Origin of the sequence: Acinetobacter piscicola, assembly GCF_015218165.1 — a bacterium.
Classification (GTDB): Bacteria; Pseudomonadota; Gammaproteobacteria; order Pseudomonadales; family Moraxellaceae; genus Acinetobacter; species Acinetobacter piscicola_A.
This window is the reverse complement of sequence record NZ_CP048661.1, coordinates 111754-134436: the sequence shown is the minus strand read 5'-3', so window position 1 is coordinate 134436 and position 22683 is coordinate 111754. Positions and strand designations below refer to the sequence as shown.

General features: G+C 44.5%; 22 protein-coding genes, 5 pseudogenes and 1 other annotated feature. Of the genes and pseudogenes, 9 read left to right on the top strand and 18 right to left on the bottom strand.

Annotation, left to right across the window (positions count from 1 at the left end):
• Window position 1: 1 nt before the first annotated feature.
• A complete protein-coding gene (locus G0028_RS20455) occupies window positions 2-319 on the bottom strand; it encodes a hypothetical protein (RefSeq protein ID WP_100355864.1) in 318 nt (105 codons plus the stop codon).
• A 291-nt stretch (window positions 320-610) separates the two neighbouring features.
• On the opposite strand from G0028_RS20455, the gene G0028_RS20450 reads away from it, so the two are divergent.
• The 5 genes and pseudogenes from G0028_RS20450 to G0028_RS20430 all read left to right on the top strand — a co-directional run bounded on the left by G0028_RS20450 (window position 611) and on the right by G0028_RS20430 (window position 5136).
• The gene (locus G0028_RS20450; protein WP_100355865.1) at window positions 611-1774 is read left to right on the top strand and encodes a DNA methyltransferase; all 1164 of its coding nucleotides are present in this window, start codon (window positions 611-613) and stop codon (window positions 1772-1774) included.
• A 295-nt stretch (window positions 1775-2069) separates the two neighbouring features.
• Window positions 2070-2636 carry a recombinase family protein gene (locus tag G0028_RS20445; RefSeq protein ID WP_006581699.1) on the top strand — a complete coding sequence of 189 codons (567 nt, stop codon included), beginning with the start codon at window positions 2070-2072 and terminating at the stop codon, window positions 2634-2636.
• A gap of 182 nt (window positions 2637-2818) precedes the next feature.
• A pseudogene (locus tag G0028_RS20440) lies at window positions 2819-4052 on the top strand (IS3 family transposase).
• Window positions 3108-3224: a sequence feature (AL1L pseudoknot), on the top strand. Its footprint overlaps the pseudogene before it by 117 nt.
• Window positions 4053-4364: 312 nt before the next feature.
• On the top strand, window positions 4365-4613 hold the full coding sequence (locus G0028_RS20435) for a phenol hydroxylase subunit (RefSeq protein ID WP_006581702.1): 249 nt from the start codon (window positions 4365-4367) through the stop codon (window positions 4611-4613).
• A 37-nt stretch (window positions 4614-4650) separates the two neighbouring features.
• Window positions 4651-5136, top strand: a complete 486-nt coding sequence (locus G0028_RS20430; protein WP_006581703.1) for a hypothetical protein — start codon at window positions 4651-4653, stop codon at window positions 5134-5136.
• Between the two features lie 196 nt (window positions 5137-5332).
• Here the strand turns inward: G0028_RS20430 and G0028_RS20425 are convergent.
• A protein-coding gene (locus G0028_RS20425; protein ID WP_085940648.1) for an IS4-like element ISAba1 family transposase occupies window positions 5333-6423 on the bottom strand; the annotation gives its coding sequence in 2 pieces (ribosomal slippage) (window positions 5333-5883 and window positions 5883-6423; 1092 coding nt in all).
• Between the two features lie 89 nt (window positions 6424-6512).
• On the opposite strand from G0028_RS20425, the gene sul2 reads away from it, so the two are divergent.
• The 3 genes and pseudogenes from sul2 (at window position 6513) to G0028_RS20410 (ending at window position 8189) form a co-directional block, all read left to right on the top strand.
• Entirely contained in the window at window positions 6513-7328 is an 816-nt protein-coding gene (gene sul2 / locus G0028_RS20420) for a sulfonamide-resistant dihydropteroate synthase Sul2 (RefSeq protein ID WP_001043260.1), read from the top strand.
• A gap of 86 nt (window positions 7329-7414) precedes the next feature.
• Window positions 7415-7657 (top strand): annotated as a pseudogene (gene glmM, locus G0028_RS20415) (phosphoglucosamine mutase); the annotation flags it as partial.
• Window positions 7658-7724: 67 nt separating this feature from the next.
• Window positions 7725-8189 (top strand): ATP-binding protein, encoded by a 465-nt coding sequence (locus G0028_RS20410; protein WP_180048061.1) that lies wholly within the window; start codon window positions 7725-7727, stop codon window positions 8187-8189.
• Window positions 8190-8262: 73 nt separating this feature from the next.
• Here G0028_RS20410 and mph read toward each other — a convergent pair whose 3' ends face one another.
• The 7 genes from mph to G0028_RS20370 form a co-directional block, all read right to left on the bottom strand.
• Window positions 8263-9150 (bottom strand): Mph(E)/Mph(G) family macrolide 2'-phosphotransferase, encoded by an 888-nt coding sequence (gene mph / locus G0028_RS20405; RefSeq protein ID WP_071830579.1) that lies wholly within the window; start codon window positions 9148-9150, stop codon window positions 8263-8265.
• Between the two features lie 673 nt (window positions 9151-9823).
• A complete protein-coding gene (locus G0028_RS20395; protein ID WP_001120888.1) occupies window positions 9824-11317 on the bottom strand; it encodes an IS91-like element ISVsa3 family transposase in 1494 nt (497 codons plus the stop codon).
• 210 nt (window positions 11318-11527) lie between these two features.
• Window positions 11528-11752, bottom strand: a complete 225-nt coding sequence (locus tag G0028_RS20390; protein ID WP_000743213.1) for a hypothetical protein — start codon at window positions 11750-11752, stop codon at window positions 11528-11530.
• Window positions 11749-12486: a recombinase family protein gene (locus G0028_RS20385; protein ID WP_180047919.1), complete on the bottom strand. Its 738-nt coding sequence runs from the start codon at window positions 12484-12486 to the stop codon at window positions 11749-11751. Before G0028_RS20385 ends, G0028_RS20390 begins: the two co-directional genes overlap by 4 nt.
• A 148-nt stretch (window positions 12487-12634) precedes the next feature.
• Window positions 12635-13801, bottom strand: coding sequence for a tetracycline-inactivating monooxygenase Tet(X3) (locus G0028_RS20380; RefSeq protein ID WP_024160783.1), 1167 nt, complete (start codon window positions 13799-13801; stop codon window positions 12635-12637).
• A gap of 189 nt (window positions 13802-13990) precedes the next feature.
• Window positions 13991-14584: a tyrosine-type recombinase/integrase gene (locus tag G0028_RS20375; RefSeq protein ID WP_205779272.1), complete on the bottom strand. Its 594-nt coding sequence runs from the start codon at window positions 14582-14584 to the stop codon at window positions 13991-13993.
• Between the two features lie 72 nt (window positions 14585-14656).
• The gene (locus G0028_RS20370) at window positions 14657-15361 is read right to left on the bottom strand and encodes an IS6-like element IS26 family transposase (RefSeq protein WP_001067855.1); all 705 of its coding nucleotides are present in this window, start codon (window positions 15359-15361) and stop codon (window positions 14657-14659) included.
• A gap of 129 nt (window positions 15362-15490) precedes the next feature.
• Here G0028_RS20370 and G0028_RS20365 point away from each other — a divergent pair, with 129 nt between their 5' ends.
• Entirely contained in the window at window positions 15491-16306 is an 816-nt protein-coding gene (locus G0028_RS20365; protein WP_000018323.1) for an APH(3')-I family aminoglycoside O-phosphotransferase, read from the top strand.
• Window positions 16307-16442: 136 nt separating this feature from the next.
• On the opposite strand, the gene G0028_RS20360 is transcribed toward G0028_RS20365, so the two are convergent.
• From G0028_RS20360 to G0028_RS20315, 9 genes and pseudogenes are all read right to left on the bottom strand, one after another.
• Window positions 16443-16790 (bottom strand): LysR substrate-binding domain-containing protein, encoded by a 348-nt coding sequence (locus tag G0028_RS20360; protein WP_001016278.1) that lies wholly within the window; start codon window positions 16788-16790, stop codon window positions 16443-16445.
• Window positions 16791-16883: 93 nt separating this feature from the next.
• Window positions 16884-17588, bottom strand: a complete 705-nt coding sequence (locus tag G0028_RS20355) for an IS6-like element IS26 family transposase (protein ID WP_001067855.1) — start codon at window positions 17586-17588, stop codon at window positions 16884-16886.
• Between the two features lie 61 nt (window positions 17589-17649).
• Window positions 17650-18003: pseudogene (locus tag G0028_RS20350) on the bottom strand (transposase zinc-binding domain-containing protein); the annotation flags it as partial.
• Window positions 18004-18114: 111 nt separating this feature from the next.
• Window positions 18115-18591: pseudogene (locus G0028_RS20345) on the bottom strand (GMP synthase (glutamine-hydrolyzing)); the annotation flags it as partial.
• Between the two features lie 56 nt (window positions 18592-18647).
• Complete coding sequence (gene estT / locus G0028_RS20340) at window positions 18648-19508, bottom strand: macrolide hydrolase EstT (RefSeq protein WP_077782102.1); 861 nt, start codon at window positions 19506-19508, stop codon at window positions 18648-18650.
• Between the two features lie 17 nt (window positions 19509-19525).
• Window positions 19526-20662, bottom strand: coding sequence for a tetracycline-inactivating monooxygenase Tet(X) (gene tet(X) / locus G0028_RS20335; RefSeq protein WP_373687899.1), 1137 nt, complete (start codon window positions 20660-20662; stop codon window positions 19526-19528).
• A gap of 46 nt (window positions 20663-20708) precedes the next feature.
• Window positions 20709-21062 (bottom strand): hypothetical protein, encoded by a 354-nt coding sequence (locus tag G0028_RS20330; RefSeq protein ID WP_218948403.1) that lies wholly within the window; start codon window positions 21060-21062, stop codon window positions 20709-20711.
• A 154-nt stretch (window positions 21063-21216) separates the two neighbouring features.
• Window positions 21217-21444: a hypothetical protein gene (locus G0028_RS20325; RefSeq protein WP_218946392.1), complete on the bottom strand. Its 228-nt coding sequence runs from the start codon at window positions 21442-21444 to the stop codon at window positions 21217-21219.
• A gap of 163 nt (window positions 21445-21607) precedes the next feature.
• Window positions 21608-22645: pseudogene (locus G0028_RS20315) on the bottom strand (IS91-like element ISVsa3 family transposase); the annotation flags it as partial.
• Window positions 22646-22683 lie beyond the last annotated feature (38 nt).

The following is a 22683-nucleotide window of genomic DNA, read 5'->3' as shown; positions in this document are numbered from 1 at the left end:
ATTAATGGCTAATGATATCGAGAATTTTTTTCCATAAAATCTCAACGACTTCTTCCTGACTTATATCATGCAGGTAAACTTCCGAAATTTCTTGTTGAAGCCACTGCTCTAATTTCTCTTGATGTGAAGAGTGACTTGAATATCCATTCAATCCAAAGTAAGTGATCATCTTATTTGATGAATTTCCAGAATCGTAACTCATAAAATCATACAGCTTCTGTAAAACAGATTTAATGACCTCTTTCTGAAAACTCTTCCGGATTTTTTCCTCTCGGTACATCAAGTCTAAGTTATTGTGGGTTAAATACACATTTGGCATAAATTTATCCTTGTAAAGTAAAGGATCACAAGAACTAGAAACAATGAGGATATAGATAACTTTACTTTCGATATCTACTATGAAAAAATCCCTACGCTAACCTACCAAGTGGCGTAGTTTATTGCCTCATATTCTTATGATCGTAATAAATGGGAAAAAGAGTTTTTAAAGCTCTTTTTTTTAAACAATTTTTTTGGTAACCAAACTGGTTACCAAAAAAATTAACTTGTTTTATGAAGGTTGTCAATCATATAATCCATACCAATAGCTATTTTTTTTTGAGACACTTCAATGGATGAGTTTGTTGCATTCCCTTCTTTTGGCTATTTCTTTGAAAATAGCGACACGGGTATTTCTGATAAAGATTTTGAAAAAATAAAATATGAAATCAATGACTTTGATATCATTGTTGGGAATGAAATAAACTCTTTACATAGACTTGTTTCGCAATCCAAAGAGTTTGATCTGATTGTTATAAAACCAGAGATCGATTTTTTTCTTTTTGTGGGGCTCTTTAAAAACAAAGATTCTGTACTTAAACATTACCGTCAATATTTTGAATTATTGAGACAATTACTTACTGATAACGGTAGTCTATATGTACATGTTTCCAATCTTCACCTAATGAGTGAATTCCAAGTAATATTAGATAAAGTTTTTGGTGAAGCTAGGTGTGTGAATCAAATTTTACTAAAAACCCATAATTCTTCATTTAAAGCATCAAAAGGTTTTACTAAAACCGCTCATGAGGTAATTCTTTTTTATACCAAAACAGATAACTTTATTTGGAATGATCTGGTCCAGACAATCACAGATGATAATTTAGCTAAAAAGTTTCCTCATGTGGATGCACTGGGGCAATTTAGACTCATGCCTTTACATGTTCCTGGTGTACGAAAACATGGTGAAACTGGTAGACAATGGAGGGATATGAATCCACCCGAAGGTAAGCACTGGCGTTTTTCTCCAGAAAAAATGGATGAACTTGATCAACAGGGCCTTATTCATTGGTCAAGAACAGGTAATCCACGTTTAAAGGATTATGTTAAAAGTGATACCGGTGTTAGATATACAGATTATTGGGACTTAGCATCAGCAAAAAATTCAACATACCAAATTAAAAATCTGCAGAAAGCCTATGAGGTTATTATTAAATCCAGTACCAATGAAGACTCTTTAATATTGGATGCTTTCAGCTTTGATAGCGTCTGTTTGAATGCGGCAAATAACTTAAATAGAAAATGGATTGCAGTAACACCTAATATAGAGTCCTTTTTATTTACATTACGTTATTTGGAAAAAGACTTTTGCTCGAAAAATTTGGCAAGGGCTATTACAACTCCAGAATTTATCTCCAATGAGTTCGCTAATCCTAGCCCTGTGTATAAGGTACAAAATAAAAATTTCGGACATTTAAGTCTTTTAAATAACCTTAGATTCATCTTAAATAATTAAATTTGTGGAAAAAACTTTAAGCTGCTGAACAGCTCAAGCTATAGCTAAATTCTAAAAAGATCAGCACATAAAAATGCCTGTAAAATCCATTTTTATAGGGTTTTAGGTGTGCTGATAAATTCAGTATTTAGCTATATCTTCTTATGAACATAGTTTGATTTTTACTGTCATATTGTCCTATAGCCTAACGGAACAAAATAAAGTCTTAAAAAGCAACTCAAAAACCGTATTTATAGACTTAATATTTAATTTCGGTACAATATGTATTTAATTATCTAAACTCTAACGGTACAGAATGCCTAATCAGGTCGGATATATTCGAGTCAGTTCAACTGAACAAAATACTGAACGTCAATTAGATGGAATCAGCCTGGATAAGACCTTTACTGAAAAGGCAAGCGGTGGTAGCCGTGAACGTCCTCAGTTAAATGCAATGCTCGACTATCTGCGTGAAGGTGATACGGTGCATGTTCATAGTATTGATCGTCTGGCACGTAATACAAATGATCTGAACGAAATTGTGAATAGTCTGAATGATCGTGGTATAACCATTATTTTTCATAAAGAGAATTTGACCTTCAGTCATGATGTAGCACAATCGGCAATAAATAAACTCATGTTTCAGATGCTTGCTGCATTTGCAGAGTTTGAACGCTCCATGATCCGTGAGCGTCAAAAGGAAGGAATTGCAAAAGCCAAAGCGAAGGGCTTATATAAGGGAAGAAAGCGGAAGGTTGACTATGTTGAAATACGAAAAGCAATGGCTGAAGAAAATTCAACATTTAGAGGTGTTGCAGAAAAGTTTAAAGTAGGGATAGCAACAGTACAAAGAGCTTTAAAAGAAGAAACTAATAATCAATAAGGTTGATTAATGAAGACGCTTAGATATTCAAATTTAGAAAAGATCATGACCATTTATACTGAAATTTCTACTTATATTACATTTCATAATGCGACTGGTTTAACAGATATAAATAAATCAATGGAAGATTTTTGAACCGTACCGGGTTTGTCGGAGACCAAGCTTTCTGAGAGAATGTCCCGATGAAAAAAGTAAAATATACCCCTGAAATCAGAGAAAGAGCGGTTCAATTATTGATTGAATCCGAGAAAGATTATCCATCGAATTGGGCTGCGATCACCGCTATTGCTCCCTGAGCAGTATACTGCGCAAGGGTTGTACTCCTGAAACACTACGTGTTTGGTATCAAAAATATTTAGATAAACAAAATCCAGTTAAAGTACAGCAGCTTTCAGACCAAGAACGTATCAAACAACTCGAACGCGAAAATAAAGAACTGCAACGCGCCAATGAAATTCTACGTAAAGCAGCCGCTTTTTTCGCCCAGGCGGAGCTCGACCGCCCACACAAATAATGGTGGATTTTATCCATAATAATAAAGAGCTGTACGGAGTCGAGGCGATTTGTAGAATTTTACCGATCGCACCTTCAACCTATTACCGGACTCTAGATCTCTGTGAAAATCCAGAACATCGAGCAAAGCGAGATTTACATGACTTGCATCATGCTGAGGAGATTAAACGAATTTGGAAGGAAAGTTCAGGTCGGTATGGTGTACGTAAAGTCTGGCAAAAACTGAAACGTGAAGGCTATATTATTGCGCGCTGTACTGTTGCTCGATTAATGCAAAAGCTAGGTATAAAAGGTGTTTGGCGTGGTAAGAACAAACAAACCACCCGTAGCCGAGATGATCAAAAACGAGCGGATGACTTGGTAAAACGTAATTTTACTGCTGATCATCCTGACCAACTGTGGGTGAGTGACTTTACGTATATTCAAACAAATTCAGGCTGGGTTTATACTGCATTTATTATTGATGTGTTCTCACGAGCAATTGTTGGATGGAAAGTATCGACACGGATGAATACAGATATGGTGCTCGATGCATTGGAGCAAGCATTGCATGATCGAGGCATGCCAAAGAATGTGATTCATCATTCCGACAGAGGTGTGCAATATCTTTCCATTCGCTATACCAATCGTTTAGAAGCAGCAAATTTACGAGCATCAGTCGGTACGACTGGTGATTCATACGATAATGCTTTGGCTGAAACGGTGAATGGCTTATACAAAACAGAGGTGATTGAATATCTAAAAGCAGATTGGCAAGGTTTAGCGGATGTACAACTTGCGACACTAAATTGGGTAGATTGGTTCAATAAAGAGCGTGTACATAGTGCACTAGGTTATGTATCACCTTTTGATTTTGAAGCAATGTACTATGATAAGATTAACCCGTTAGGTCAGGTGGCCTAACTTAAATAAAAAACTCTCCGACAAACCCGGTACGGTTCAGTTGATTGAATTATAGGGGCTATCAATGCGAGTTGGAAAATCAAAAAAAGAAGCTTTGGCTTCTTTTTTTTTTGATCATCTATAAGTGCTTATACAACTGAGAAAATATAAAACACTTGAGAATTTTCTTAAGTCATACATTGTGACTTAAGAATTTGATAAAGAACATTGTATGAAATAAAAAAGAGAAAATCATAAATATTTGAAAAATAATAATAAATAAAATTGGCATGCAAGTTGCAATAATCTTATGGAGAATATGAGGATTTTGGTATGCAGCAACTCAATGTAGAACAGCCTCCTTGCTTTATTCATGTTACAGGGACTCAGCGTGACAAATATATCGAATTTGAATTTTCGATAGGTGATCCAGAGTTAGCTGTAGAAATGATTATGCCAGTCAAGGCTTTTGAAGAATTCTGCGCACACCATCAAGTACAGCACCTAAGTACGGATGATTTTGCAAAGATTGAATATGACCGCATGAAGTGGCGATTTGGACAGGCCGGTATTAGAGAATAAAAACTCTAGTCTTTATTAAAAAATCAGGAAGATTTATATGCAAATTGATATTAAAACATCTTCAGTTAAGCCTTTAAGAAATACTTATGCTTATATTGAAAAAAGATTTGGTGATAAACCAGCTTCACGTTATCAAGAAGCGACCTACGATATTCAGGAAGAAATTAATTTTCATTACAAACCTTTATGGCAGCCTGAATTTGATCTTTACGATAAGGGCCGTACTGTAATCCAAATGAAAGATTGGTACGTGCTTAAAGATCCTCGTCAATTTTATTATGGGGCTTATACCCAAACTCGAGCTAAACAACAAGAGATTTTAGAAAGTAATTTTACGCTTGTTGAAAAACACGATTTATTAAGAAATATTTCTGAAGAAATTCTAAACAAAGTAACGAAATTACTACTCCCACTTTATTGTAAACAAGACATTTTTATCTTTTATATTCAATGGCTTATTTTCCTGCTAATTGGTAATACCATGAAAAATACCATGCTCAGAAAAGGCTTAACAATATTTTGAAAAATTGCCTACTGAGCGCTGCCGCACAGCTCCATAGGCCGCTTTCCTGGCTTTGCTTCCAGATGTATGCTCTTCTGCTCCTGCAGCTAATGGATCACCGCAAACAGGTTACTCGCCTGGGGATTCCCTTTCGACCCGAGCATCCGTATGAGACTCATGCTCGATTATTATTATTATACTCTGTACACGACAAATTTCACAGAACCCTTATCCTATCAGGATTCTGCTTTCTTAAAATTGCCAAAATTTCCTTAAACTCTTCTTTTTTCCCAAAACCAATTAAACGCTGAATCGCCATTTGAACATAGTCTAAACCATAGCGAAATAAACTCATTGAGAGTCGTCCATGCTTCTTTATTTTTATCGCTTTTTTTTGATTATGTTGCCATTCACCCGTTAAGTAACACCAACAGAAGCTTATAGCTAACACCGCAATCAATTTTTTCACTCGTCTAGGGTCTGTCAAGCGCGTATTTTCAAGATTAAACCCGCGTCCTTTGAGACAACTGAATAAGGTTTCAATTTCCCAGCGTAATGCATAATCCTGAATAGCATTGGCATTAAACTGAGGAGAAACGACGAGTAAAAGCTCTCCATTTTCTAACTGTAGTGCACTTATATATAGTTTCACCCGACCAACCAAAATCCGTCGTTTACGACATTCAATTTGACCAACTTTAAGATGGCGAAATAAATCACTAATTTTATGATTCTTTCCTAAATGATTGGTGACAATGAAGTTTTTTTAACACGAATGCAGAAGTTGATGTCTTGTTCAATTAACCATGTAAACCACTGCTCACCGATAAACTCTCTGTCTGCGAACACATTCACAATACGGTCTTTACCAAAAATGGCTATAAAGCGTTGAATCAAAGCAATACGCTCTTTCGTATCTGAATTTCCACGTTTATTAAGCAATGTCCAAAGGATAGGTATCGCTATTCCACGATAAACGATTGCGAGCATCAGGATATTAATATTTCGTTTTCCCCATTTCCAATTGGTTCTATCTAAAGTCAGTTGCACTTGGTCGAATGAAAACATATTGAAAATCAACTGAGAAATTTGACGATAATCAAAATACTGACCTGCAAAGAAGCGCTGCATACGTCGATAAAATGATTGTGGTAAACACTTGATGGGCAAGGCTTTAGATGCAGAAGAAAGATTACATGTTTGCTTTAAAATAATCACAAGCATGATGAGCGCAAAGCACTTTAAATGTGACTTGTTCCATTTTAGAGATTTGTTTAAGATAAGATATAACTCATTGAGATGTGTCATAGTATTCGTCGTTAGAAAACAATTATTGTGACATTATTTCAATGAGTTATCTATTTTTGTCGTGTACAGAGATTATTATAGAAGCCCCCATGAATAAATCGCTCATCATTTTCGGCATCGTCAACATAACCTCGGACAGTTTCTCCGATGGAGGCCGGTATCTGGCGCCAGACGCAGCCATTGCGCAGGCGCGTAAGCTGATGGCCGAGGGGGCAGATGTGATCGACCTCGGTCCGGCATCCAGCAATCCCGACGCCGCGCCTGTTTCGTCCGACACAGAAATCGCGCGTATCGCGCCGGTGCTGGACGCGCTCAAGGCAGATGGCATTCCCGTCTCGCTCGACAGTTATCAACCCGCGACGCAAGCCTATGCCTTGTCGCGTGGTGTGGCCTATCTCAATGATATTCGCGGTTTTCCAGACGCTGCGTTCTATCCGCAATTGGCGAAATCATCTGCCAAACTCGTCGTTATGCATTCGGTGCAAGACGGGCAGGCAGATCGGCGCGAGGCACCCGCTGGCGACATCATGGATCACATTGCGGCGTTCTTTGACGCGCGCATCGCGGCGCTGACGGGTGCCGGTATCAAACGCAACCGCCTTGTCCTTGATCCCGGCATGGGGTTTTTTCTGGGGGCTGCTCCCGAAACCTCGCTCTCGGTGCTGGCGCGGTTCGATGAATTGCGGCTGCGCTTCGATTTGCCGGTGCTTCTGTCTGTTTCGCGCAAATCCTTTCTGCGCGCGCTCACAGGCCGTGGTCCGGGGGATGTCGGGGCCGCGACACTCGCTGCAGAGCTTGCCGCCGCCGCAGGTGGAGCTGACTTCATCCGCACACACGAGCCGCGCCCCTTGCGCGACGGGCTGGCGGTATTGGCGGCGCTGAAAGAAACCGCAAGAATTCGTTAACTGCACATTCGGGATATTTCTCTATATTCGCGGTTCAGCAGGCATGTCCCCTTTGAGGGCGACCCGACGACAGGATAATTGACCTTATGGTGCGCAAATATTTCGGCACAGACGGTATTCGTGGCAAAGCCAACGAAGGCGCGATGACGGCGGAAACCGCCTTGCGCGTCGGCATGGCGGCTGGCCGTGTCTTTCGTCGCGGTGACCACCGCCATCGTGTCGTGATCGGCAAGGATACGCGCCTGTCGGGCTATATGCTTGAACCCGCGCTCACAGCCGGTTTCACCTCGATGGGCATGGACGTATTCCTTTTTGGCCCGCTGCCGACAACGTAATAGGAAGAATAAACGCCCTTTTCACCCAAGTCCAAATTAATTTGCCGATTCCATAATCAGGGTGTATTACAATTCCATAGAGTTTTTCAATCCAGGTGGTTTAGCTGATAACTTAACGATTGATCAGCTTCTTCGTGAAGATTACTCGCCATGGGTGCGCAATAAAAGGATATCTGCCACGTTCAAAGAAGCGCATTTTATTGAAAAATATGGGTCAGGCATCAAACGAATCCAAGAAGGCTTCGCATCCTATGGTCTGCGTCCCCCTGTCTTTGAAAATTTCCAGCACGGTTTTCGAGTTATTGTCTCATCAAAGCTACTTTTCGAATCTAATGAGGGAGTAAGTGAGGGAGTAAATCTACTATTTAATCAGATAAGAACTAATCCAGGAAAGCGTGCACCATTTTTAGTAAACGAGCTATTAGTTCCTGTCAAGATAGTAGAGCGGTGGCTCAAAATCTTAAGAGATGATCATAAAATCGAGTTTCGAGGAGCTCCTAAAAGTGGAGGATACTGGCTAAAATAGAAATCAATGATACTCTTAAGTGGCACCAATCGAACTCCTATTTTAGCATTTAAAAAAGTATCCTCACATCATTTTATTGAACAATACCTAAGGCTGCTCTGGCGGCATTGATATGATTATCGTCGTTGCACTCTACCGCAAAAGCGCCATATGCTAATGGAGCTGCAGCAGCCCTCTCTATAGATTGTTCGTAGAGCCTATCCCATATCGTTCCGCCTTGTTTAGCATACTCCGTTATCAAACTCTTCAGGCTATCCTCTCCAAAAACCGATACGTGACCAGAAAAGTCCAGTGCAGGATCACCCATATGCGCAGTAGACCAATCTATGATACCAGAGGTCTTACCTTCCTTCGAGGTTAAGACATGCCCTGCATAGAGATCGCCATGGATGAAACAAGTGAATTCAGGCCACAAAGGGTCATTGTCCAACCATCTACGGTATCTGTTTTCCAACGGCTCGCTGATACCTATCTCAGATTTCACCAAGTGGATACGGTCAGCTATTTCGGTCCTCAATTCACTTGGAGTCATTATTTTCAAGTTGCTCTTTCTCACATCGTCAGCTGTAATACGATGTAATTCGGCCAATGATTTTGCCAGAGACTCCACATAAGCTATGCTATCGCGATCTATGTTCCAAGAAACCTCATGTGTTATCGCATCGAATGTCAGAGCAGGCGCATCCTCCAGTAAAGGGTAGGCTATTAGGCGCTCCGATACAATTTTCCAATCAGGGACATTGATCGACAGGTTTCTTTTGGCTAAATCCAATATTCTACTTTCATTTTCGATTTGTTCAAGCATATCGCTTCTTCGAGGTATACGGAGTACCCAGTTCTCACCGTTTACTTCCTTTACAAAGGCAACTCTAAAGTCGATGCCCATCTCATTGACGCTCATCTCTTCCGAAATTCTCAGCCCATGCTCTAGGGCTAATGTTTGCATATCTTCGATTGTCATTTCTATACTGTTTTCTTTTATTAAATTGGTACCAGTTCCCCCGACAGGACATTCTGAATGTCATATACAGGTGTAACACTTTACCCATATTCTTTTCGTATGGATAACACTTCCCATCAGGGAACAAAAATCTGATACATGAATTAATTGTGAGACAGTAGACCTACTGTCGCATTGAAGCCATCTCGGCGACTATTTGATTAGGAAAACCAAGGCTTTGCCATCATAGCCTTATCATAGAAGTATAACATAGTTGTAAAGATAGAAAATTATTTTTTATTCATCCATGATGTTATTATTTTATAATAACATCATCTAAACATGTCCTGTCGCTCTTTTGTGCTGTGATATTTCATACCTATTAACTGCTTTCGTTTGAATTATACGACGTTCTACTCACAATAGGGCAAGGGTTACTCATTCCGTAGGATGCGGTTCACGTATAGGAAGAATAAACGCCCTTTTCACCCAAGTCCAACAGCTTTGGACCGCAGTTGACTCTTTCGACACCCCTGCGATGCAACCCAATCCGGCTGACGGGGAGCCAGCAACGCTGAAAATTTACCCTCCTCTTTCCCACTAGCGGCTCCTTTTCCGACAACCAGCACGGCGGATCCCTGCCGCGGCGCTGTGAACGCAGCATTTTGATTGGTATCGTTGGCCTTCAGGCTCGTCAGTCAAACAGACCCAGGAGCAGCTCAGCCGGTGGCGCCCGGCTTTCGGGTAACGCCCTGGTCCCGCTGGTTTCGGCTTTGTGCTTCAGGTGATCAAGGATCTGCTTGATCACTATAGGGTCTTCAATGCAGGCGATGACTTTCATGGCGCCGCCGCAGCCGCTGCAGGTCTCGATGTCGATATTGAAAACACGCTTGAGCCGTTGCGCCCATGTCATCGACGCTCGCCGTTGTGCTGGTGTTGCCGGTTCATCAGCCACCCTGACCTTGTTGCCCCTGCCCCGTTTTGCCGGCGTGACCAACGCCCGGTGCCGACTGTTGGGTGCGAACACCCCGTGGAAGCGGGTTAGGTTGACTCTGGGCTTCGGTACCAGGGCGGCCAGCCTTGCAATGAAATCCAATGGTTCGAAAATGACGTGCGTGGTGCCGTCCCGGTACGGCGTCTTGAGCTGGTAGCGCACGTTGCCGCCTCGTGTTAACGACAGCCGCTTCTCGGATACCGCCGGGCGGCTGATGTACCGGCACAGCCGTTCGAGCTTCTTGCGTTCATCGGCCCTGGCCGCCACGCCGGCGTGCAGGCTGGACCCGGCTACCTTGCCAATCCCGTCACCGAACGGATCACCACTGGTCGGCAGAGTTTGCAAAGTGAACACCTTTCGCCCCGCCTGTGAACCGACAGCGATACGGTAAGTGATCGAGTGCCCCAGCAGGGGTGTCATCGGGTCGTCATCCACCGCATCCGAGGCCAGATAGCTGTTTTCGACATCCCGTTCCAGCAGGCCTTGCCGTTCCAGATAGCGACCCACCCGGTGGGCGATGGTGTGCGTCAGCTGGGTGAGCTCTGGGCTGGTCGGCGCCTTGACCCAGCGGAAACGCGCTGAGCCGTGGGATTGCTCGACATACACACCGTCGAGAAACAGCATGTGGAAGTGAACATTCAGATTGAGCGCCGATCCAAAACGCTGGATCAGGGTGACCGCGCCCGTCTTGGCCACTTGGTGGGTATGGCCCGCTTTCTTGACCAGGTGCGTGGCAATGACGCGGTAAACGATGCCCAGCACCCACCCCATGATCTCGGGCCGGCTGGCAAACAGGAAACGCAGCTGAAACGGGAAGCTCAACACCCACTGACGCATGGGTTGTTCAGGCAGTACTTCATCAACCAGCAAGGCGGCACTTTCGGCCATCCGCCGCGCCCCACAGCTCGGGCAGAAACCGCGACGCTTACAGCTGAAAGCGACCAGGTGCTCGGCGTGGCAAGACTCGCAGCGAACCCGTAGAAAGCCATGCTCCAGCCGCCCGCATTGGAGAAATTCTTCAAATTCCCGTTGCACATAGCCCGGCAATTCCTTTCCCTGCTCTGCCATAAGCGCAGCGAATGCCGGGTAATACTCGTCAACGATCTGATAGAGAAGGGTTTGCTCGGGTCGGTGGCTCTGGTAACGACCAGTATCCCGATCCCGGCTGGCCGTCCTGGCCGCCACATGAGGCATGTTCCGCGTCCTTGCAATACTGTGTTTACATACAGTCTATCGCTTAGCGGAAAGTTCTTTTACCCTCAGCCGAAATGCCTGCCGTTGCTAGACATTGCCAGCCAGTGCCCGTCACTCCCACTCGATTGTAAACAAGCACACAAAACCCTTTAGTGACAACAATTTGCAAGAACTATCAGGCTCAGTGCCATGAAAAATACCATGACCAGATCATGAGGTTGAACACGGCTTGCGCCGGCAGCGTTCACGCTCCTGGTCGGCGATCTCGCCCGGCTGCAATGCTAGCTCAGCATCGGTCATGCGCTCCAGCACGTCGCGTAGGCGGATGGTGCAAGGAATGGGCGGCAGCTCGAACTCATAGCCGCCGGCGATCATTTCGGCCGCAATCTCCTCGGTGATGAAAAACGGCTCGTCGTCTTGGTTCGGCTTCTTCATGCCCTTTCCTCCTGGCGCTCATCCTGGCCGACAGCGGCCAGGGCATCGGCTTCCGTCAATGCGTCCTCCACGAACGCGCCGTGCTGCTTCGCTTCGGCCTGGCTGACCTCGGCCCATATCCGTTTCACCTGGGCCGCACTGTACCAGGCCAGCTCGGCGGTCTTGTTGATGCTGTAGCCGGACTTGCGCAGCGCGACAACTTGGGCGCGGCGCTTCGGATCAGCACGGCGGCCCTTGTACCGCCCGGCCTGGCGGGCCAACTCAATGCCTTGGCGCTGGCGTTCGCGCCTGTCCTCGTAGTCGTCGCGGGCCATCTGCAAGGCCAGGCGAAAAAGCATGATCTGCACGGCTTCCAGCACGATCTTGGCGACGCCCTGGGCCTCGGCCGCCAGGTCGGATAGATCGACCACGCCAGGGACGGCCAGGCGTGCGCCTTTGGCCTGTATCGAGGCCACCAGGCGCTCGGCCTCGGGCAAAGGTAGGCGGCTGATGCGGTCGATCTTCTCGGCAATGACCACCTCGCCGGGCTGTAGGTCGCCGATCATGCGCAGCAGCTCAGGCCGGTCGGCGCGTGCGCCGGATGCCTTCTCACGGTAGATGCCGGCGACGTAGTAGCCGGCGGCCTTCGCGGCCGTAGTGATCGCCTCTTGGCGTTCCAAGTCCTGCGCGTCGGTGCTGACGCGCAGATAGACCCGCGCCACCATCGGCGCGGCTACTGGCTTCGTCCTGCGCATACTTGCGGGCTCCTTTGGGCATACTCAAATGCACCCATCTTAAACTGGCAGCTAATGTACAAAAGTTGATAGAAGCACACAAGTTCAATTTTGCACTTCTGCCCCACTATTGCAAAACTGCTTGTTAGTAGCCGTTTTTTCTTACTGTTTATAGATTCAATAATTTTTGAAACGAAAAATTGGGACTAAACATTTCGGTTTCGTTTTCTGTCGATTCGTCCTGCGTATCTTTTGCATAAACAAACATTTGTTGTTCGTAGTTTTCGATGGCATTTTCAATACTTGTAAATTCTCCGTTTGTAAGGTTTTCAGACAATATCAAAGCATCCAATAATCCCGTATTTACACCCTGTCCTGCAAAAGGCGACATCAAATGAGCAGCATCGCCAATCATTGTTATGGGTAATGGACGGTTACTTTTCCAATCATTGTTCAAAGGAAATTTCCTTGTGGGCAAGCATTGAAATGTTGATACCGAACGTATTAATTGTTTGTAAACTTCACTCCATTTGGAAAATCTTTTCAATAAAAAATCGGCAACGCTGTTTCTGTCCTGAAAATCTAAGGGAATTTTATTTTTCCATTCATCGGGCGTTTTAAAACTAATTCCTAAATACAATGCACCATTATTATTGGGATTGGCAAACAATAAAATGCCCTGATGTCCCGCCATTAATCGGTTGCCGTTGCATAGCTGAAAAAATCCGGGACAGTTTATTTCCGGTTGAAGAATATCAGCTTGGATGTTGAAAGTACCGGTTTCTTCAACTTGCGTGTCGGTAACAAAGCTCCTTATTTTCGACATTCCACCATTGGCAAGAATAACCAAATCTGCTGTTTCACTCGGTTTATTCTCAAAAGTTAGTGTCCACTTCTTCTTACCAGGTTCAAGCATAACAAGTTTTCTATCCCAAATAACCGTGTCGTTTTCTAAACTATTCAACAAGATAGCCCTTAAGTCATTTCTGTTTATTTCAGGATTGTCAAATCGATTTTCGGGCTTTACATTTTTTGTGGATAAAATATTGCCTTTTTCATCAGCAATATTTACACCCATTGGTAAGGCTAAGTCATAATAAGTTTGTAACAATCCCGCTTTTTTCATTGCTTCCTGACCTGAACCTTTGTGTAGGTCAAGGGTTCCACCAAAAATTCTTGCCTCTCGGTCGTTGTCTCTTTCGTAAACTGAAACGTCTATGCCGTTTTGCTGTAATAATTTTGCCATAGTCAGTCCAACGGGTCCACCACCAATTATTGCAACGTTCTTATCACTAAGTAAATTCATTTGTTTGTCTGTATCTATTCGCATTGTCATTCAAAAATGGCACATAACAAGTGGCTATACGCCAAATGGCGTATATATCCACTATATCTTATTTTGCTAAACCTTTCATTATCAGTGACAAATCCGTTTTCAACCGTTTACCGTTCGTTTCTACTCTCTCAAAAGGATTTATATTCATAGTGCTTTTTGTTAAGTTTTGCTCAAATATACAAATCCTTTCTATATATCTAACAAATCCATCGGACTTTTTAATTGTTCCATTCCCTTGGTGGTAATATGTGTATAAACCTCAGTTGTTTTACTGCTTGAATGACCTAACAACGATTGAATATAACGTAAACTCGTACCATTCTCAAGCAAATGCGTTGCAAAGCTATGTCGTAAGGTATGTACAGTAACTTCCTTTTGAATCTTTGCTTTTAAAACAGCTGCTTTAAAAATGTTTTGAATACTTCGGCTTGAGTATGCGCCACCTTTTTGACCTTCAAATAAATAATCTTTTGGTTTATATTCCATAAAGTATGTTCTTAAAATAATTAATGTTTTCTCAGATAAAATGGTATAACGATCTCTTTTTCCTTTTGACTGTTCTATACGAATTTGCATGCGCTTGGAGTCAATGTCTTTTATTTTCAGGTTTATACATTCAGAAATGCGCAAACCTGCCGAATAAATAGTCATCAGAATAGCCTTGTGTTTCACGTTTTCAATAGCGCGTAGTACCCGAATGGTTTCTTCTTCACTCATCACAACAGGAAGTGTTTTTTCTTTTTTTGGTCTTTCGATGAAATATGTTTTCCGTTGTCCACCCAAAACACGTTCGTAATAAAACTGGCACTGTTGCAAAGTTAGCGATGAGGCAGCCTTTTGTCTTATTCAAAGGCCTTACATTTCAAAAACTCTGCTTACCAGGCGCATTTCGCCCAGGGGATCACCATAATAAAATGCTGAGGCCTGGCCTTTGCGTAGTGCACGCATCACCTCAATACCTTTGATGGTGGCGTAAGCCGTCTTCATGGATTTAAATCCCAGCGTGGCGCCGATTATCCGTTTCAGTTTGCCATGATCGCATTCAATCACGTTGTTCCGGTACTTAATCTGTCGGTGTTCAACGTCAGACGGGCACCGGCCTTCGCGTTTGAGCAGAGCAAGCGCGCGACCATAGGCGGGCGCTTTATCCGTGTTGATGAATCGCGGGATCTGCCACTTCTTCACGTTGTTGAGGATTTTACCCAGAAACCGGTATGCAGCTTTGCTGTTACGACGGGAGGAGAGATAAAAATCGACAGTGCGGCCCCGGCTGTCGACGGCCCGGTACAGATACGCCCAGCGGCCATTGACCTTCACGTAGGTTTCATCCATGTGCCACGGGCAAAGATCGGAAGGGTTACGCCAGTACCAGCGCAGCCGTTTTTCCATTTCAGGCGCATAACGCTGAACCCAGCGGTAAATCGTGGAGTGATCGACATTCACTCCGCGTTCAGCCAGCATCTCCTGCAGCTCACGGTAACTGATGCCGTATTTGCAGTACCAGCGTACGGCCCACAGAATGATGTCACGCTGAAAATGCCGGCCTTTGAATGGGTTCATGTGCAGCTCCATCAGCAAAAGGGGATGATAAGTTTATCACCACCGACTATTTGCAACAGTGCCGATAAAAATATATCATCATGAACAATAAAACTGTCTGCTTACATAAACAGTAATACAAGGGGTGTTATGAGCCATATTCAACGGGAAACGTCTTGCTCGAGGCCGCGATTAAATTCCAACCTGGATGCTGATTTATATGGGTATAGATGGGCTCGCGATAATGTCGGGCAATCAGGTGCGACAATCTATCGATTGTATGGGAAGCCCGATGCGCCAGAGTTGTTTCTGAAACATGGCAAAGGTAGCGTTGCCAATGATGTTACAGATGAGATGGTCAGACTAAACTGGCTGACGGCATTTATGCCTCTTCCGACCATCAAGCATTTTATCCGTACTCCTGATGATGCATGGTTACTCACCACTGCGATCCCCGGGAAAACAGCATTCCAGGTATTAGAAGAATATCCTGATTCAGGTGAAAATATTGTTGATGCGCTGGCAGCGTTCCTGCGCCGGTTGCATTCGATTCCTGTTTGTAATTGTCCTTTTAACAGCGATCGCGCATTTCGTCTCGCTCAGGCGCAATCACGAATGAATAACGGTTTGGTTGATGCGAGTGATTTTGATGACGAGCGTAATGGCTGGCCTGTTGAACAAGTCTGGAAAGAAATGCATAAGCTTTTGCCATTCTCACCGGATTCAGTCGTCACTCATGGTGATTTCTCACTTGATAACCTTATTTTTGACGAGGGGAAATTAATAGGTTGTATTGATGTTGGACGAGTCGGAATCGCAGACCGATACCAGGATCTTGCCATCCTATGGAACTGCCTCGGTGAGTTTTCTCCTTCATTACAGAAACGGCTTTTTCAAAAATATGGTATTGATAATCCTGATATGAATAAATTGCAGTTTCATTTGATGCTCGATGAGTTTTTCTAATCAGAATTGGTTAATTGGTTGTAACACTGGCAGAGCATTACGCTGACTTGACGGGACGGCGCTTCCCTACCCTCATGGCCGCCTCCCAGGAATCGACCCAGGTGCTTATCGTGGACATAATCCTTTACTCATAAATTTATCTTATTCCATTATTGTACCTGTCACGCAAAACTTGCAGAAAAGCCATAAACGCAGGAGAATCCTGTCGGCGGTGAGGATAATAAATATGGTAGCCGTCAAAATATGGACACCACTCGGTCAGAACAGCAATCAGCTTGCCGCTTTTGATATATCCATCTGCAACATACTCGGGAATATAGGCAATCCCCAGCCCGTCTAATGCTGCATCGAGCTGATGAATCGTGCTGTTCGCAATATATTGCCCTTTGACTTTCAGACTGAATTTCTGAGCATCTTTCTCGAATTCCCAGGCGTACAATCCACTCGTATCAGAATAGCGGACGTTAATGCAGTTGTGGTTCAAAAGATCCTGCGGCTTCCTGGGCTTAGCATAACGCTTAAAATGGCACTGTTGCAAAGTTAGCGATGAGGCAGCCTTTTGTCTTATTCAAAGGCCTTACATTTCAAAAACTCTGCTTACCAGGCGCATTTCGCCCAGGGGATCACCATAATAAAATGCTGAGGCCTGGCCTTTGCGTAGTGCACGCATCACCTCAATACCTTTGATGGTGGCGTAAGCCGTCTTCATGGATTTAAATCCCAGCGTGGCGCCGATTATCCGTTTCAGTTTGCCATGATCGCATTCAATCACGTTGTTCCGGTACTTAATCTGTCGGTGTTCAACGTCAGACGGGCACCGGCCTTCGCGTTTGAGCAGAGCAAGCGCGCGACCATAGGCGGGCGCTTTATCCGTGTTGATGAATCGCGGGATCTGCCACTTCTTCACGTTGTTGAGGATTTTACCCAGAAACCGGTATGCAGCTTTGCTGTTACGACGGGAGGAGAGATAAAAATCGACAGTGCGGCCCCGGCTGTCGACGGCCCGGTACAGATACGCCCAGCGGCCATTGACCTTCACGTAGGTTTCATCCATGTGCCACGGGCAAAGATCGGAAGGGTTACGCCAGTACCAGCGCAGCCGTTTTTCCATTTCAGGCGCATAACGCTGAACCCAGCGGTAAATCGTGGAGTGATCGACATTCACTCCGCGTTCAGCCAGCATCTCCTGCAGCTCACGGTAACTGATGCCGTATTTGCAGTACCAGCGTACGGCCCACAGAATGATGTCACGCTGAAAATGCCGGCCTTTGAATGGGTTCATGTGCAGCTCCATCAGCAAAAGGGGATGATAAGTTTATCACCACCGACTATTTGCAACAGTGCCGTTCAGGCAGTACTTCATCAACCAGCAAGGCGGCACTTTCGGCCATCCGCCGCGCCCCACAGCTCGGGCAGAAACCGCGACGCTTACAGCTGAAAGCGACCAGGTGCTCGGCGTGGCAAGACTCGCAGCGAACCCGTAGAAAGCCATGCTCCAGCCGCCCGCATTGGAGAAATTCTTCAAATTCCCGTTGCACATAGCCCGGCAATTCCTTTCCCTGCTCTGCCATAAGCGCAGCGAATGCCGGGTAATACTCGTCAACGATCTGATAGAGAAGGGTTTGCTCGGGTCGGTGGCTCTGGTAACGACCAGTATCCCGATCCCGGCTGGCCGTCCTGGCCGCCACATGAGGCATGTTCCGCGTCCTTGCAATACTGTGTTTACATACAGTCTATCGCTTAGCGGAAAGTTCTTTTACCCTCAGCCGAAATGCCTGCCGTTGCTAGACATTGCCAGCCAGTGCCCGTCACTCCCACTCAATAGTTGCCGGCGGCTTTGAGGAAACATCGTAGGTTACCCGCGAAATACCGGGAATCTCATTAATGATGCGGCTAGAAACCGTTTCTAAAAACTCATACGGCAAGTGTGCCCAGCGCGCTGTCATAAAATCGATAGTTTCTACTGCGCGCAATGCCACCACATACTCATAGCGGCGGGCATCGCCCACTACGCCAACCGACTTCACTGGCAAGAATACAGCGAAGGCTTGGCTGGTTTTGTGATACAGGTCAGCGGCATACAGCTCTTCGATAAAGATGGCATCAGCCAAGCGCAACCTGTCGGCATATTCTTTTTTTACTTCGCCAAGAATACGCACACCCAAGCCAGGGCCAGGGAAGGGATGACGGTAAACCATGTCGTAGGGCAGACCTAACTCCATACCGATCTTGCGCACCTCATCTTTAAACAGCTCGCGCAGCGGCTCCACCAGCTTGAGCGTCATAACACATTGATATTAGCTTCAATCTCTAAACCGTTGATTTGGAAATACATAATACCCTATTTGTTCATTCTTTTGTTATTTGTTGTATGTTGCGTTATTCCATCAATAATTTTATTCCAATCTTCGAAATGTAGTTCGTGTCCGGTTCCATCAAGCGTTATTAGTTTTGAGCCGTTTATCTTTTCAAGTAAAACTGCTGAATTCTTAAAATGCCATATTTTATCGTCCGTTCCGTGTACAATTAAGGTTGGTTGATTGATTTCGCTCAATCTGTTCCAGTATTCTTCACCACCTTGCAGTGCCGCATGATTGAACATACTTATATAGTTATTAGCTCTTTTAAATTCGGCTCTAATCAGTTTTTCACTTCTTTGTTTGTCAAATTGTTTCCTGCCGCTCATCAATTCAGCACCTTGAATTAAATAATTTGCCACACTGTCTTCATTTGTCCAATCTACGGTTTCAGCTTTTCCGTGAAAATCTAAAATACGCGTATCCATTTCAGGAATTGTGGGGTCTGAGTCGCCCCAAGGACCTGATGAGATTAGTGTTATTGAACTTACCCTGTCGGCATATTTTATTGATGCTATTTGAGAAATCAGTCCGCCCAGTGAAATTCCCACAAAATTGGCTTTGACTATTTTATAGCCGTCCAAAATTGAAATAGCATCATGGGTTAAGTCAACAATATCATAGGGGGTTGAACCCGGTTCGTAATTAGTAGATTTTCCTACGTCCCTATTGTCGTAGCGAATAACAAAAAATCCCTTTTCAGATAGTTTCTGGCAAAATTCAGCATCCCAATACAACATGGATACCGTTGCTCCCGCAATCAAGAGTATTGCCGGATCTTTTTCACATCCAAAACTTTCGGTAAAAAGTCTTATTCCGTTTTTTTTAACTATTTTCTCTTTCATTTCCTCGCCTTTCTGTTTTATAGATTCATTAGTTTTTGGAACGAAAAGTCGAGGCTGAACATTTCCGTTTCGTTTATTATTGATTCTGCCTGTGCTTCTCTTCCATAAGCAAACATTTGCTGTTCATAATTTTCAATAGCCTCTTCAATGCTGTTAAATTTCCCATTGGTCAGATTATCCGACAATATCAAGGCATCCATCAACCCACTGTTTACGCCTTGTCCTGCAAAAGGAGGCATCAAATGAGCAGCATCTCCAATCATCGTTATGGGTAATGGACGCTTACTTTTCCAAGACTTATCTAAGGGAAATATTCGTGTCGCTAACCCTACAAAAGATGATGTCAAACGAATCAGTTCTTTGTAGCGTTCGTCCCAATCGGAAAATTTTTTCAGGAGAAAATCAACGACACTATTTCTGTCTTGAAAATCTACCCGCGTTTTGCTTTTCCATTCATCAGGTGTTTTAAAACTTATTCCAAAATGCAATGCACCATTATTATTAGGATTCGCAAATAATAAATTACCTTGATGAGCAGCCATTAGCCGGTTTCCATTGCATAGCTGAAAAAATCCAGGACAGTTCACCTCTGGTTGATGAATATCGGCTTGTATATTGAAAGTACCTGTTTCTTCAACTTCCGTGTCGGTAACAAATTTTCTTACTTTAGACATTCCACCATTGGCAATAATAACCAGATCTGCTGTTTCACTCGGTTTATCTTCAAAAGTTAGTGTCCACTTCTCCTTATCAGGTTCAAGCGTAACAAGTTTTCTATCCCAAATGACGGTGTCATTTTGTAGGCTATTTAATAAGATAGTTCTTAAGTCATTTCTGTTTATTTCAGGATTGTCAAACCGATTTTCGGGCTTTACATTTTTTGTGGTTAAAATATTACCCTTTTCATCAGCAATATTTACACCCATTGGTAAAGCTAAGTCATAATAAGTTTGTAACAATCCCGCTCTTTTCATTGCTTCCTGTCCCGAATCCCTGTGCAGGTCAAGTGTCCCACCAAAAATCCTTGCATCTCGGTCGTTGTCTCTTTCGTAAACTGAAACGTCTATGCCGTTTTGCTGTAATAATTTTGCCATTGTTAATCCAACAGGCCCGGCACCAATTATTGTAATTTTTTTATGTTTTAATAAAGTCATATTCTTGTTCGCTGGTTTTAATGTCAACTAATGTCTGTCAATTTAATCACTTTTTTTTTTTAAATTCAAACACGGATTTTCCTGATAACTTTAGCTTTTGCCCTTTTTTTAAGCCGTTCGGAAAGTCAATTGCTAAAATTGCTGTATAATCAATTTCTATTTCAGTGCTGTTGTCAAAATGCCTAAACGATTTAACTGTCTGTGTTCTCTTTGCAAAGTATGTTTTTGCTGTTTCTGCCTGTTGTTTAAACGCTGTTAACCCTTTCAGCGATAACCTTATATCATTATTTTGAATGTTTTCAAAAACAATATTATCGTCAAGGTCTGCAACCATTTTTTTGATATCAAATTGGTTGTATCCATCGATGTAGTTATTGATGATGTTTACTCTGTCGGTCATATTTTGTAATTATTTATCGGTTACATATTGGTGTTGTCTGTAGGTTGTTCTACGATAATTGCCAACTTTTAACTTCTATACGAAGGAACATGTTGGGATACTTGAACTTTCGATTTAGCGCCAACACGAGCAAACCGAAGTTAGCACCTACTCTCTATTCAGCATATTTTTTAAAAATACTTGTGGCAATGTGTCCGCCAAAACCAAAAGTATTACTCATTGCGTAATTCACTTGCCGTTGTTGTGATTGGTGTAACGTCAAGTTAAATATATCCCTATATTCAGGTTCAATATCTACCGAATTGATTGTACGTACAGGAAGAATAAACGCCCTTTTCACCCAAGTCCAACAGCTTTGGACCGCAGTTGACTCTTTCGACACCCCTGCGATGCAACCCAATCCGGCTGACGGGGAGCCAGCAACGCTGAAAATTTACCCTCCTCTTTCCCACTAGCGGCTCCTTTTCCGACAACCAGCACGGCGGATCCCTGCCGCGGCGCTGTGAACGCAGCATTTTGATTGGTATCGTTGGCCTTCAGGCTCGTCAGTCAAACAGACCCAGGAGCAGCTCAGCCGGTGGCGCCCGGCTTTCGGGTAACGCCCTGGTCCCGCTGGTTTCGGCTTTGTGCTTCAGGTGATCAAGGATCTGCTTGATCACTATAGGGTCTTCAATGCAGGCGATGACTTTCATGGCGCCGCCGCAGCCGCTGCAGGTCTCGATGTCGATATTGAAAACACGCTTGAGCCGTTGCGCCCATGTCATCGACGCTCGCCGTTGTGCTGGTGTTGCCGGTTCATCAGCCACCCTGACCTTGTTGCCCCTGCCCCGTTTTGCCGGCGTGACCAACGCCCGGTGCCGACTGTTGGGTGCGAACACCCCGTGGAAGCGGGTTAGGTTGACTCTGGGCTTCGGTACCAGGGCGGCCAGCCTTGCAATGAAATCCAATGGTTCGAAAATGACGTGCGTGGTGCCGTCCCGGTACGGCGTCTTGAGCTGGTAGCGCACGTTGCCGCCTCGTGTTAACGACAGCCGCTTCTCGGATACCGCCGGGCGGCTGATGTACCGGCACAGCCGTTCGAGCTTCTTGCGTTCATCGGCCCTGGCCGCCACGCCGGCGTGCAGGCTGGACCCGGCTACCTTGCCAATCCCGTCACCGAACGGATCACCACTGGTCGGCAGAGTTTGCAAAGTGAACACCTTTCGCCCCGCCTGTGAACCGACAGCGATACGGTAAGTGATCGAGTGCCCCAGCAGGGGTGTCATCGGGTCGTCATCCACCGCATCCGAGGCCAGATAGCTGTTTTCGACATCCCGTTCCAGCAGGCCTTGCCGTTCCAGATAGCGACCCACCCGGTGGGCGATGGTGTGCGTCAGCTGGGTGAGCTCTGGGCTGGTCGGCGCCTTGACCCAGCGGAAACGCGCTGAGCCGTGGGATTGCTCGACATACACACCGTCGAGAAACAGCATGTGGAAGTGAACATTCAGATTGAGCGCCGATCCAAAACGCTGGATCAGGGTGACCGCGCCCGTCTTGGCCACTTGGTGGGTATGGCCCGCTTTCTTGACCAGGTGCGTGGTGATGTGTGCTTAAAAAACAGGAGGGTTTAACTTGGTAAACT